At 58.8% G+C, this 12,803-nt stretch carries 12 protein-coding genes; 8 read left to right on the top strand and 4 right to left on the bottom strand.

What is annotated here, in order from left to right; translation table 11 throughout:
• The coding region (locus VIM98_RS10140; protein WP_331992984.1) for a hypothetical protein at positions 1-469 on the top strand (469 nt) is incomplete at its 5' end.
• Positions 470-639: 170 nt separating this feature from the next.
• Here VIM98_RS10140 and VIM98_RS10135 read toward each other — a convergent pair.
• Complete coding sequence (locus tag VIM98_RS10135) at positions 640-990, bottom strand: DUF3147 family protein (protein WP_331992983.1); 351 nt, start codon at positions 988-990, stop codon at positions 640-642.
• Between the two features lie 238 nt (positions 991-1,228).
• On the opposite strand from VIM98_RS10135, the gene VIM98_RS10130 reads away from it, so the two are divergent.
• Positions 1,229-2,182, top strand: a complete 954-nt coding sequence (locus VIM98_RS10130; protein ID WP_414650208.1) for an alpha/beta hydrolase — start codon at positions 1,229-1,231, stop codon at positions 2,180-2,182.
• A gap of 102 nt (positions 2,183-2,284) precedes the next feature.
• Positions 2,285-3,496, top strand: a complete 1,212-nt coding sequence (gene chrA / locus VIM98_RS10125) for a chromate efflux transporter (protein WP_331992982.1) — start codon at positions 2,285-2,287, stop codon at positions 3,494-3,496.
• A 288-nt stretch (positions 3,497-3,784) separates the two neighbouring features.
• Here chrA and VIM98_RS10120 read toward each other — a convergent pair whose 3' ends face one another.
• Positions 3,785-4,666, bottom strand: coding sequence for a LysR family transcriptional regulator (locus tag VIM98_RS10120; protein ID WP_331992981.1), 882 nt, complete (start codon positions 4,664-4,666; stop codon positions 3,785-3,787).
• 270 nt (positions 4,667-4,936) lie between these two features.
• Between VIM98_RS10120 and VIM98_RS10115 the strand changes: the two genes are divergently transcribed.
• Entirely contained in the window at positions 4,937-7,081 is a 2,145-nt protein-coding gene (locus VIM98_RS10115; RefSeq protein ID WP_331992980.1) for a S9 family peptidase, read from the top strand.
• 130 nt (positions 7,082-7,211) lie between these two features.
• On the top strand, positions 7,212-8,471 hold the full coding sequence (locus VIM98_RS10110; protein ID WP_331992979.1) for a Kelch repeat-containing protein: 1,260 nt from the start codon (positions 7,212-7,214) through the stop codon (positions 8,469-8,471).
• Between the two features lie 291 nt (positions 8,472-8,762).
• Here VIM98_RS10110 and VIM98_RS10105 read toward each other — a convergent pair whose 3' ends face one another.
• Together VIM98_RS10105 and VIM98_RS10100 are read right to left on the bottom strand one after the other, a co-directional pair.
• On the bottom strand, positions 8,763-9,749 hold the full coding sequence (locus VIM98_RS10105; protein ID WP_331992978.1) for a phytanoyl-CoA dioxygenase family protein: 987 nt from the start codon (positions 9,747-9,749) through the stop codon (positions 8,763-8,765).
• Positions 9,750-9,909: 160 nt separating this feature from the next.
• A complete protein-coding gene (locus VIM98_RS10100) occupies positions 9,910-10,518 on the bottom strand; it encodes a PIN domain-containing protein (RefSeq protein WP_331992977.1) in 609 nt (202 codons plus the stop codon).
• A gap of 170 nt (positions 10,519-10,688) precedes the next feature.
• On the opposite strand from VIM98_RS10100, the gene VIM98_RS10095 reads away from it, so the two are divergent.
• The 3 genes from VIM98_RS10095 to VIM98_RS10085 all read left to right on the top strand — a co-directional run bounded on the left by VIM98_RS10095 (position 10,689) and on the right by VIM98_RS10085 (position 12,586).
• Entirely contained in the window at positions 10,689-10,973 is a 285-nt protein-coding gene (locus VIM98_RS10095; RefSeq protein ID WP_331992976.1) for a hypothetical protein, read from the top strand.
• A gap of 132 nt (positions 10,974-11,105) precedes the next feature.
• A complete protein-coding gene (locus VIM98_RS10090) occupies positions 11,106-11,414 on the top strand; it encodes a hypothetical protein (protein ID WP_331992975.1) in 309 nt (102 codons plus the stop codon).
• 428 nt (positions 11,415-11,842) lie between these two features.
• Positions 11,843-12,586 (top strand): carbonic anhydrase family protein, encoded by a 744-nt coding sequence (locus tag VIM98_RS10085; RefSeq protein ID WP_331992974.1) that lies wholly within the window; start codon positions 11,843-11,845, stop codon positions 12,584-12,586.
• Positions 12,587-12,803 lie beyond the last annotated feature (217 nt).

The following is a 12,803-nucleotide window of genomic DNA, read 5'->3' as shown; positions in this document are numbered from 1 at the left end:
TATGATCACCGAGCCGCTACCGCGCGACGACGATCCGCACAACACTACTTCGCAGCAGCAGTACGCGGTGTTCTGCGCGACCGTAGAGCTGCTGCGCACACCGCCGTCGAAGGACAACCCACACCGATACCTGCCTGAACTGACGCCTGGCCCAGTGTGCCAGCCTGCGCACGTGCGCGCGTTGCGCAGTGGCGACTGGAAACTGGTGCGGTATTGCGATCCTTGGAGTCCGAAGCCGGTACCGGATCAATGGGAGCTTTATAACCTGAGAAAGGACCCGACCGAGAACATCAACCTGGTCGTGTACGACGGCCTCTTCCCCACGCCGATTGCGGCATCGACCATGCCCAAGGGCGTGACACCGGAAGAAGTCTCCGAGGTGGCCAATGCCATGCGGGAAGAATTGGCGCGGCAAGAAACCGCGCTGCTATCGCCCTATCCCGGCGCCTATCCCACCGGACGGGCTTGATACGAAACGTCGCTGGCACGCGGCGGAATCGCTACTGTCGCGTGCCTTGTTGGCGGCGGCTCATCCACCCTAGCCTGTCTTCCCCGGCGGAGTCGGAGAGATAGGCTAGGGTGCTGCTGAGAAAATATGCCCCGGTCGGGACGCTCCGGCATGCCCTTCTGCGGGAGCGATCACAGCAATTTGATCCCCCATGGCCGTACTGCCCAGGCAAATAGCCCAAAGCTCACTATCGTGATCACAGCACTTAACCCCAATGCAGGCCAAAACCCGAATCGGGCAAACAGCCGGGGAAAGAGCAAGAACATCGGCAAGGTCGGCACAACGTACCAGAACGTATACCAGGCATGGTTTGCGATCTTGTCGGCAGGCTGCTTCTCAACATAAAGCCAAGTCAACGCCAACAAAGTCACCAGCGGTAAAGAAGCCAGCAGCGCGCCCATTCGATCGCTGCGTTTAGCCACTTCCGATACAAGAACGACGATAGCCGCGGTAATGGCGTATTTCGTGAAGATCCAGAGCATGGGAAATCCCAGGTGAGTCGATGGAGTACCTCATGGCCGCCCCCGCTCCTTGGCGTAGCTGCTCTCCAAGGATAATGTGACGGGCCAGCGAACAAGCAATCGCCGATAACTGCCCGAAGAAATCCACGAAAGCGACCGTTGCGCGCCCCGCCTAACATGCAGGATGGCGAAAGGGGTTACATCGTACTTCCTGTCCTGATCGCGCAAGCCTGGCCGAGTGCTCAAACGGAGGAGCGCCATGAAAAAACAGTGGGCCGTTACCTTATCTTTTTTACTGATCGCATGCGTAGCCGCGCATGCCGAAACACCAGTGTGGCACCCCACCAGTGGACACACGCAAATACCGCTATGGCCTGGAACGCCGCCCGGCACCAAGCCCATGCCGGGAGCCGAGTACGTCGCTTCCAACCCGCAAGCGCTCATCGGTGGCAAACCGGTGACGGCCGTCAGTAACGTGTCCGAACCGACCATGACATTCTATGCCCCAACGGGAACGAATACGGGCGCGGCAGTCGTTGTATTTCCTGGCGGAGGCTTTGAAATCCTCGCCATGGATCTGGAAGGCACCGACGTGTGCGACTGGCTGACATCTCGCGGTGTTACCTGCATCCTGTTGAAGTACCGCGTGCCCAGTATTCCTTACAACTGGCATTGCGACTGCCGCCCTCATAATTTCGAACTATCGGTGCCTTCGCTGCAGGACGCCCAGAGAGCAACGCGGCTGGCACGCTTCCACGCAGCCGAGTGGCACATCGATCCGCATAAGATCGGCGTGCTCGGGTTTTCAGCGGGTGGGTATCTGGTGGCGGAGGCCAGCACCAACTTCAAACGCCGCTTGTACGCCCCGATAGACGCGGCCGACAAGGAAAGCAGCCGCCCGGATTTTGCCGTCGCCCTTTATCCCGGACACCTGACGGCCGATGACAAAACATTGAACCCCAATGTCCCGGTTTCTCACGAAACCCCGCCGACATTCCTGCTTCAAGCGGAGGACGACCATGTCGATGGCGTACATCAGTCGCTAGTTTATTACGCCGCATTGAAAAAGGTCGACGTGCCTGTGGAGATGCATTTGTACGCGCATGGCGGGCATGCGTTCGGATTGCGGCCGACCTCGAATCCGATTACGCGGTGGCCCGCCTTGGTGGAGACATGGATGGGCACCATCGGCATGATTCCCGATCATCGGTAGATGCCGGCCTTCGAGCGACTGGTCGGTCACAAATGCTTAGCGCACGTTTCGTCGGTATAGTCATGCGAACTCATCATTCGATGCCCTCCGTTCGCTCCACCAATGAACAGCTCGCCGCCGCGCACACAAGCCGTCCATACGCTCGAAGTAGCCCGCGTCTTCCTTCGCCTGGGGCTGACCTCCTTCGGCGGCCCCATCGCGCACGTCGGGTACTTTCATCGGGAGTTTGTGCAGAAGCGTCGCTGGCTGGACGAGCAGCACTTTGGGCAACTGCTCGCCTTGTGCCAGGTCCTGCCGGGCCCCGCCAGTAGTCAATTAGGCTTCTCGATCGGCTTGCTTCGGGCTGGCTGGACGGGCGCCATGGTCGCCTTCCTTGCCTTCACCTTACCCTCGGCGCTGCTGATGTTCGCTTTCGCCGAAGCGAGCGACAGGCTAGCTGGGCCATGGGGTCAGGCGACGATCCATGGGCTCAAACTGGTTGCCGTGGCCGTGGTGGCCCAAGGCGTTTGGGGTATGGCCCGCTCTCTCTGCCCCGATCGCCCACGGGCTCTGCTGGCGGCAGCGGCACTCGCGCTGCTCGCGCTCAATTCAGGCGTCTGGATGCAATTATCGATCGTCGCAGGGGGAGCCGCCCTGGGTCCATGGGTGTGTCGTCACATCGAAGCGCGCCCGGGCGAAACGTTCGCGCTGCGCTATGGACGACGCACCGGCACGTTTTTTCTTATGACCTATGCAACGCTGCTGGCGATCGCCTTTGTCGCGACACCGTTCCTGACTTCGCTCGGCCAAGCCGCAGGCGCCTTCTATCGCACCGGCGCACTGGTTTTTGGCGGCGGCCATGTTGTTCTCCCTTTGTTGCAGCAAGCCATCGTAGACCCGGGGTGGATCGCACCGGATCGATTCCTGGCTGGCTACGGCGCGGCACAAGCGATCCCCGGTCCGATGTTCACGCTATCGGCCTACCTCGGCAGAGCGTTGCACGGCGGTCAAGGCGGCGCCCTCGGTGCCATCGTCAGTCTGCTGTCCATCTTCTTGCCCGGATTGCTGATGGTGTCCGGCGCCCTGCCGTTCTGGCGGACGCTGGCATCGAAGACCCAGGCCGTCCGCATGCTTGCCGGTGTAAACGCCGCAGTCGTCGGTCTGCTGGGCTTTGCGCTCTACGATCCCGTATGGGTCAGCGCCATTCACGGCAATAGGGATTTGGCCATCGCTGTCGTGGCATTTGTCGGGCTGATCGCAGGCCGCTGGCCCTCTCTGTTAGCCGTCGGCTGGTGTGTGGCGACTTCGATGCTCTGCACCTGGTTGGGTATGTGAGCTATCTGCGGTTCACCCGGTGCTCCCGCCGCGGCTGGCGGCCAGGTGTCCATGGTCGACGACCTGCACCCGTGGGTGCACGCTCTGACTCAGGATAGGGTCATTGACGTGGCGAGCTATCGACAAACGATCGCGCCGACGAGGCGGTGGAAGCGAGAGTGAACGGCCTCACGTAAACAGCCACGCAACGCTATTCGAATCGCCCTGAAGTGCTCGCACAACAAAGGTTTCACCCTGTCCACAACCCGGCAATGGGAAACTTTTCCGAGGTTCCTTCCACCGCGCCCATCACCGCATCGCCGCCGATGCCACCTCGCGAAATAGCATCGCCGCCGGCGACAACACCCTGCGCGGAAATGCCAGCACCAACTCGGCACGAGCCGGCATCTCGGGCAAGGCCTTGAACACCACGCCATCGGACAGCACGGATTTCGCCGAACTCGGTGCAATGGTGATACCCAAGCCCGCCTTGACCAGACTGATCACCGAAGGCCATGAACTCGCTTCATGCACGACACGCGGCGAGAAGCCCGCCTGAATGCAGATGCTGGCGATGGTGTCATGCAAGCCCGGCGCTATCGCCCTGGGAAACAGAATGAACGATTCGCCAGCCAGTGCCGCCATAGCGATACGCTTCTTTCCTGCCAAAGGATGATCCTGCGGTAGTGCCAGTACAAACCGCTCCTGAAACAAGGGCTCGGTCTCGATACCTTCGTATTGAAACGGTGCGCGAAGGATGGCGATATCCAGATCTCCGTGGCTTAACGCAGCACCGATATCGAGCGACTCGCGATCGTCCAGGCGCAGGATCACCTGCGGATGCCTGATCCGAAACCGCCGGATAATCTCGGGAAGCACGCCAAAGGCCGACGAAGCGCCGAACCCGACACGCAGCAATCCAGCCTCTCCCTTGGCGACGTGCCGCACCGACGCAATCGCCTCGGCGCGCTTGGCAAACAAGGCCTTGGCATGCGCCAGCAATTGCTGACCTGCGGGCGTCAGTGCCACGCGCCGGCTCGTACGTATCAGCAGATCGACGCCAAGTTCGCTTTCGAGCTTGCGGATTTGCTGACTAAACGGCGGCTGCGCCATGCGCACCCGGCTGGCGGCGCGGCCGAAGTGCAGCTCCTCGGCCACCGCGACAAACAACTGCAATTGGCGAAACTCCACAATCGAGACCTCTAAAGTATCAATAGGATTCGAAAGATATATTGGTATGACATGATCTTGCCGTCTAGGATGCCAAAGCATGCATGCGGGCCCGCCACCCTCGGGTTCCTGCCTCCCCATCCGGCCTGATGCGCACATGCAACGCGTCAGGTCACGCTGCCTGGGCACCTTATGAAATCGCTGCTGCCTGTTTTCGCATTGCTGCTGTCGCTCAGCCTTTCCCTCTCTAGCCGCGCAACCCCCGATTCCGCCCCCATCCCTTTGGGCAATATGAACCTCGCGGATAAGAGCGCGGCATTGAAGTCGCAACTCGATTTCGCCGATCGGCACCTGCGTTATCCCGACCTGATCAAGGACACACTGGTGCCTCCGCAATGGTTTCGCGAGGGCGAGCGCTTCGTGTACTGGGCAGCCACCGGCCCCTATGCCGGCACTTGGGTTCAGGTGGATGCGCATAGCGGCCAAGCAGAACCGCTGCTTCCACCTGTCGAACTACGGACACAGCTCGGCCGCCTTCTGCAGAAGAAGATCGAAATACCTGCTTATCTATGGACCGCCATCGCGCCCGATCAACAGCATCTGCTCTTTCTATTTGGGCAACGCCCCTTCTCGCTGGACCTTTCCACACATCGCATCGAAGCACTGGCAACCAACGCACCGCTCGCTCTGAGCCTGACACCAGGCAACGCGCTCTCACCCGATGGACGGCAGGTGGCCGTACAACGCGGCGACGGGTTCTCGGTGAGCGACAACACACATGCGCTCGTAGAGCGCCAGGATGAGGATAACCTCGTCTGGGAAATCCCCAAGCACGCCTGGTCGCCGGATGGCCGTCGCTTGATTGTCTGGCGCAATGACACACGCGCGGTCCACAAGATTCCGATCGTCGACTACACCGATGCCATCGAGAAAGTAGCGATGGTCCCGTATGCCAAAGTCGGGACGCCGTTACCACGCCAGGAACTCTTTATCGTCGACCCCGCCCATGGACGGATGACGCCAGTTTCCGCCGACCGAAAGGAAGAAGGCTACGCCTGGCTGGTCGGCTGGCGTCCGGACAGCAGCGAAGCCTTGATCGTGCATCTATCCCGCGATGGCAAGCGAATGGATCTATCGGCGGTCGATCTGCGCACCGCAACGATGCGCCACATACTTCATGAAGAGCGCGCAGAAAGCTTTATCGGCGGACTCGACTTCTACACGACCGGCTGGGATACGCAGGTGTTACCCCTAGACGACAACCGGCAGTTCCTATGGATGTCCGAGCGCGATGGTTGGCGGCACGCCTATCGGTACGACTATGCCGGCCAACTGAAGGGCCAAGTCACCAGAGGCACATTTCCCGTCCATCAGGTCTTCAAGGCCACTTCCGACGGTGCATTGCTGGTTTGGGCTTCGGCCGAGCCCAATGCGCCATACGACCGCCTGCTCTATCGAACCGACCTGACGGGAGCCTCCTGGCAGCGACTGACGACTGCCCCTGGCTTCCATCGAGCGTATCCGTCGCCATCCGGCCGTTACTACATCGACGGGCATTCCAGCCGCACCCAGCCCCGCGTGTGGGACGTCAACGCGATCGATGGCAGCACAACGTTCCAATACGCGAAGGCCGATAGCAGCGCGTTGGCAGACATCCACTACGCGCCACCGGAGCCTATCGCGGCCTTGGCTTCCGATGGTGTCACGCCTTTGTACGGCGCGTTGTACAAACCGTGGAATTTCGACCCTAAGAAACACTATCCCGTCATCGACTGCATCTACGCCGGACCGTTCACCACGGCGGTACCTTGGAGTTATGTCGGCCAGTCCTTTGAAAGCCGCATGGCCGATTCGCTGGCGCAACTCGGCTTTATCGCGCTGGTGATCGATGTACGCGGCTCGCCGGGACGCGGCAAAGCCTTTCAAGACGCCAACTATGGGCGCATCGGGCAAACCGAGATACCGGACCACGTCGCCGTTCTGAAGCAGGTCGCCGCCAGCCGCCCTTACATGGACATGCAGCGCGTCGGTATTTACGGGCACTCCTGGGGTGGTTACTTCGCGCTACGCGGCATGCTGACAGCACCGGACACATTCAAGGCCGGCTATGCCGGTGCACCTGGCGCGCTCGAAGAAGATTCCACCGTCAACGAACCTTACCTCGGCTCGCCCAAAGCCAACCCCGAGGGCTATCGCAACGGCTCCAACATCCTGGCCGCTGGCAACCTGCGCGGTGCGCTGCGCATCATGCACGGTACTTCGGATATCAATGCTTCCTTGTCCAGCACCATGCGCATGGCCGATGCACTTATCCAGGCCGATAAGCAATTCGAGCTGCTGATCATGCCCGGACAGCCCCACAGCCCCGATGGCCAGGCACAACGCTACTACAACGACGACGTGAGAATGTTTTTTCTCAGAACGCTCGTGAAATGATTAAAAACATTCGAAGTTTTCATGGCTCGATGAGATGCGTCTCATTTTTCTCTCTATTGCATCCATAAATCATACATTTCGGTTATCTATATCTCGCAGCCTGCCATGGCGGCGTCCCCGAAAGCATTTTATGCAAAAGACGGAGAACATTGTGGATCTCGGCAAGACAACAAAAAAACCTCTGGCCATGAGGAATGTGCGCCTGTTTTGTGCACTGACCCTAAGCTGCGGCTCTTTTATGGTGAGCGACCAAGCCGCCGCCGCCCACTGGAACGGCAATCAGGATCCCATGACTGTAGGGCGTGCCGGTCACACCGCTACATTGATGACTGCCGGTCCGCTTAAGAATAAGGTCATCATCACGGGGGGGAACATAGGCACTCAAACGCTCGATCCGAAGCATCCTTTGACCTTCGGAGAGCAGACCGCTTCGGTCGATCTCTACCGCGAAGACGGAAGCGTTACTGCGCTTCCGTCCATGTACTTCGAGCGCCTTTACCACACAGCAACGGCATTGAACGATGGCCGCCTGCTTGTAGTCGGCGGCATCTCTACCGGAGCTGCCGCGACGTCGCAGATCTACGATCCGTCCAGTGGTTGGTTGCGCATTCAAATTTTGCACGAGCCGCGTGGCCGCCATACGGCGACACTGCTACCTGACGGCAGCGTTCTCGTCGCCGGCGGATGCAATGCCGATACCGACACCGCTACCGCGACGACCGAATCGCTCAACCCCGGGGTCCCCTATTGGAATGTAGGACCATCCATGTCCACCGCGCGCTGCGGACATACCGCCACACTGTTATCCAACGGCAAAATACTCGTCACTGGCGGCGTTTCGAACGACAACGGCCAGTTGAATAGCAGCCGCTTCTTGCGATCGACAGAGTTGTTCGATCCCATCTCCAATACCTGGGCACCAGGACCCGGCATGGCCGCCGGCAGAGCTTGGCATAACGCGACTTGCTTAAATGCCGAATGCTCAAAAGTGCTTGTCGCTGGCGGCATAGCTCATCGACGCAATAGCACCAGCGCGACACCTGTGTACCAATCCGCTGAAATCTACGATGTGGCCACTAACCGATGGTCTGTCGCGGCAGACATGGCGACGCCGCACGGCGACGGCATGGCTATGGCCCGCTTGGCAGATGGGCGGGTCATAGCTATGGGCGGGCGATTCTCCAACGATTCGCAGGTCGAGATCTACCATCCCGCTCAGAATCGGTGGGTGGAAGCAGAAGACGGTATTCTTCCTCCCTATCAGCCGACTGCCGTCAGGCTAGCAAACGGCAATATTTTATTCTCGGGCGGGAACGGCGATTGGCGATATCACCTTGCATCTTCGCCCGAACAGATTGTTTATGAATCCAGTCCTGGTGAGGCACGCTGATCTGTTTAGCGCGTTCATTGAAAAGGCCCGGTCAGTCCGGGCCTTTTCTTACTAATGAGCCGCCCCAGCGGTGCGAAAGAGTAGCTCAGTCGTGACGGACTTTGCGGCGCCCCTTACCCCAGCCCCCAGCAAGCCAGGGGAGAGGGAGCACACTGAGGTACCCTCAGTACTTCGCACTTGTGCGACCTGTCTCTCACCCCAGGCTTTGCCAGGGAGAAGGCTAAGGTGACGCAAAACGCCAAGCGGCTACAAGCCGCTCCATGAGCACCACCATGATCGATACCACCACAATCAAGACAACCATTCTTCGGTATAGGCAAAACGCGTCGGCCACAGCGACATGTATTGCACCACCCGCGGCTGCTGCGCGCGGTTCGGACTGCTGCCATGCGGCAGATGGTGATGCCAGATGATCATGTCGCCACGTTTCGCGGCAATCGGCTTCATCGTCAACGTGTTCCGCGCATAGTCATGCACATTCACGCCCGCCGGAACGGTTTTCAACCATTCCTTCAGTGTGCGATGAAAGCCCGGCACGCAACTGAACGCCCCCTGGTCCTCGGCGACATCGGCCAGATACAGGATGCCCTGCAACTCGAAGCAGTGCGGTTCGGCGAGCGTCGCATCCCAATGTAGATGAGGTCCCGGGAATGGCCAGTTGTCGCGCTCCGGTGGATTGAATCCAACTTGGTCGATGGTTACCCAGAGATCTTCGCGCCCCCACAACTGGGCATGAGCCTTATGAATACGCGGCGCGCGACGATTGGCTACCAGCGCCGGATGCCGCAATAACGGCACCCATATGGAATGGCCCAGCGATTCGCGATACCAGGATTCCGGATCGTCACGGCTCATCCCAAGAAAATCGTAGACCGCCGCCTCCGCGGCTTCCGCTGCCTTCCGGTCAATCGCGTTGCGCAGGATGACATAGCCATGCTCATCCCAATGAGCGAGATCGTCCGCGCTCAGGCCATCCACGTCACCGATATGACCGACCTCTGCACCGACGCTTTCGCCCGCCAGCGCGTACCGCAAACGATCCAGCTCCACATCTTTCAGCTCACCCCGGTTACGCTCCCGTATCCAGGCTTCGAACTGTTCGTAGCTCGGCTTCTCGTGGTGCAAATAGCGCAGGGTTTCCAGCACATTAAGACGCAAGCCTGCCAGCAGCGTCTTCTCGATATCTCGCGGTAACGCCGCCACAGATCCAGGCGCGCATTGGCAGGCCCAATACGTACGCAACTCCTCGATTCCAAGGCTTTCCGCCGTCTCGCTCATCGTGCTCCCCACCCCTGAAATAGGTCGGACCCAGGCGAACCCTACGGCCAGGCGTTCGTCAAGCGCAATACCTCGTTCACCAGGAACATCCTACGAACTGCGCTAGCTATAGCTAAGTGGGACACATTGAGTTTGCCGACGCTATCGTCGAGTTGCAGACTTAAAGCTTGTAATTGACCTTGGTCCCCTGAGTCTGGATATGTCCACCCGCCTTCAGAGCTTGAAGTAGCGCAGCCAACTCCGCTTCCTCGAGCTTCCTGGGGAACAAAGATCTGATGGTGCTCGAAAGTGTCTTGATAGAGCGGGGTTTTGAAGCGCCCCTCAGACGAAGGTTGTTTAGAACCAGCTCAAGCTTATCCACCGACTTAGGCAGTTCGGCTTTCGTAGCGTTACATGGCTTGAGAATCGGGATCTCGCCTATCTCTGCAAAACGGCGCGCGGAAATTTTCTGGCCCTTCAGATGTTCAATCAGCGGATCGAACCCGACATCCTTGCTGATAATGTGGAAGTCGGCCTCGGCATCCTGGTTAGCCAAGTGCCCGATATAGAAGGCAATGTGGAAATCCAGCGCATTGGGGCCATTGCCGGCTATCTTGATGTATTGCGCATGCTCCCCAAGGCACTGCAAGGTTTCCGCCATCTCGAACGAGACCTTGGCCTGGCTGGCCCCGACGAAGACGAAGACCTTGAAAGGCACATCCCCTTTGAGCCCGGCCAGGGCCTTCGGCTGTACATTCTCATAGTCAATCAGGACATAGTTCGTCCTCATCCCCCCTCCTCGATCCGTGGAGCATTCGCAAGTTATTGCGATACAGGATAAATCAGGCAGGGAATCGAGGGGAAGAGCACTTTCAACCGCAAATAAAGCGCCTATCCCGCCAAGGCTGCTCCCTCAACCCGGCTCGTCTACTATGTAAACCCGCTTAAAAGAACTTCATCATGAAACGCCACTTGCTCCTGCTTACCGCATTGACACTGGCACTCACCGGCGCCACGGCGTACGCGGGCCAGTCGGAGACGACGCAGAACATCAAGGAAGGCACCAAAGATGCGGCCCGAAAGACCGGCCACGCCGCACGGGATGTGGGACATGCTACGGCCGATGGGGCCAGAAAAGTCGGCCATGCCACCGCCAATGGGGCTCGCGCCGTCGGCCACGGCTTTCGCGACGCCGCACATGCCACCAAATGCGGGATCAAGCATGTCTTCAACAAGACATGCTAAGCCGCCAAAAGCATGCAAAGGCACGTCCCGATAGCCATCACGTCGCCCCAGCGAACGCTGGGGCCCAGCGCCTCTAACACGCAGAGGCCCTATATCGGCCGGCTCGACAGCGCCATCATATTAAGGCTGCCCATGATCAAGCATTCTGTAGTGAATATCAGCGATCTCCGCCGCATCGTGAACGATCTTCTTGAGCACGCCGAGACGGTAAACGGCCCCGAGCTTCGACTCGATCAGGATTATTACTGGAGCCTGGATAGCGACGTTTTGTACGACATGACAAGACAACCGCCTGGCGCTGATCGGGTCGGAAGCCTTGGAGACAGCTGGGAATTCCTGCGGAACATGAAGGAACAAGACATCCGCACAGAGGGCCCTTCGCTGATGCTTGTACACGCTGCACCGTTGCTGCACTACATCGGCGAGAAAGTCGGCTCATAGCCGCTGCAATTTACACTTGCCATTATAGAAGCGCCGGGACATGAGACATGTCTCATTAGCCACCTGAAGTATTTCGAACTGTACGCGTGCTTTGGCAAGCACCGTTACACTTGGAAAACTTCTTCCCGAAGCACGGTTGCTTACGGTTGAAGCTTGCCGCCTGGAATTCACCGATCACGGCATTGCAACGGACCTGCCCTTCATACCAAGGAATTTGGTTTTCTATCGAAATGCATGAAAGACCACCTATTTCTGCGGGAACGGCTTCAGCCGCGACCGGGGATGCCGCGCCCTGCCCGGTCGCGGCTGAAGCTGCTCCTGCAGGGTAGTCACGTTTTTAAACTCCCCCATGCATCGCACTGTGGAACTCCCCTGCAAGACCGATTGGATTTCTAATCCATCGGAAAAGTTTTTACATGAGATCAAATATGAAAAAACGTAACGTGATTGCATTGGCAAGCGCTCTGGCCATCGCTCCTTGGATGGCCGGTGCGGTACAACCTCATTGGAGCTATACGGGAAAGGACAACCCTTCGCATTGGGGAAGCATCGAACCCGCGTACGCCAGCTGCAGTCTGGGCAAGCAACAATCGCCCATTGACATCCATGATGCACACAAAGCGCTGCTCGCTCCGATCGTCTTCGCTTACCGCGCCAGTCAGGCAACCGTGGTCAATAACGGTCATACGATTCAGGTGACATTGAGCGATCCCGGCACCGTTCGTCTTGCCAACGAGGAATACAAGCTGACACAGTTTCACTTCCACACGCCAAGTGAGGAAGCGATCGACGGTAAGCGCTTTCCCATGGTGGCTCATCTGGTTCACCGGAATGCATCCGGGCAGTTGGCCGTAATCAGCGTCCTGATCAAGCAAGGAAAGCCAAACGCGAAACTGGCGCCGATTTTCAGCCTGATGCCCTCGCAGGAAGGGAAAGCCCAGGTACTTCCTGCCGCTTTCGATCCTTCCAATCTGCTGCCTGCGGAGCGCGGCTACTATTCCTTTACCGGGTCACTCACGACGCCGCCTTGTAGCGAAGGTGTCCGATGGCAGGTCATGGAGCAGCCTATCGAAGTATCGACAGAGCAATGGCAAGCGTTCCGAAACTTATATCCGATGAACGCCCGACCCTTGCAGCAGCTCTACGGTCGTACGGTGGATATCAGCGACTAACAACGTGGCTTAGTAGCGCCGTGACAATCACGGCGCAACCAGCCAGTGGAATTGTCATCTTGGACGTCCCGTGCCTTCGTTCCCCCCCGCGTCAGCCGGCAACAAGCGTGGCGGCAACCGGAAGCCCTGGAAGACACGCTGGGTAAATGGGTTGTCGCCTTTGCCCGGAACGATGCGATAACGCATCACCCCATCGCTGATGGCGAAGCCTAAATCG

The organism is Dyella sp., assembly GCF_036568765.1.
GTDB lineage: Bacteria > Pseudomonadota > Gammaproteobacteria > Xanthomonadales > Rhodanobacteraceae > GSA-30.
This window is presented reverse-complemented; position numbering and strand designations above follow the sequence as displayed.

Coding starts and splice junctions, on each gene's coding strand:
- VIM98_RS10095 (WP_331992976.1), top strand. CDS start 10,689: ATGAAACGCCACTTGCTCCTGCTTACCGCATTGACACTGGCACTCACC.
- chrA (WP_331992982.1), top strand. CDS start 2,285: ATGAACAGCTCGCCGCCGCGCACACAAGCCGTCCATACGCTCGAAGTA.
- VIM98_RS10135 (WP_331992983.1), bottom strand. CDS start 990: ATGCTCTGGATCTTCACGAAATACGCCATTACCGCGGCTATCGTCGTT.
- VIM98_RS10110 (WP_331992979.1), top strand. CDS start 7,212: ATGCAAAAGACGGAGAACATTGTGGATCTCGGCAAGACAACAAAAAAA.
- VIM98_RS10115 (WP_331992980.1), top strand. CDS start 4,937: ATGAACCTCGCGGATAAGAGCGCGGCATTGAAGTCGCAACTCGATTTC.
- VIM98_RS10100 (WP_331992977.1), bottom strand. CDS start 10,518: ATGAGGACGAACTATGTCCTGATTGACTATGAGAATGTACAGCCGAAG.
- VIM98_RS10105 (WP_331992978.1), bottom strand. CDS start 9,749: ATGAGCGAGACGGCGGAAAGCCTTGGAATCGAGGAGTTGCGTACGTAT.
- VIM98_RS10085 (WP_331992974.1), top strand. CDS start 11,843: ATGAAAAAACGTAACGTGATTGCATTGGCAAGCGCTCTGGCCATCGCT.
- VIM98_RS10090 (WP_331992975.1), top strand. CDS start 11,106: ATGATCAAGCATTCTGTAGTGAATATCAGCGATCTCCGCCGCATCGTG.
- VIM98_RS10130 (WP_414650208.1), top strand. CDS start 1,229: ATGAAAAAACAGTGGGCCGTTACCTTATCTTTTTTACTGATCGCATGC.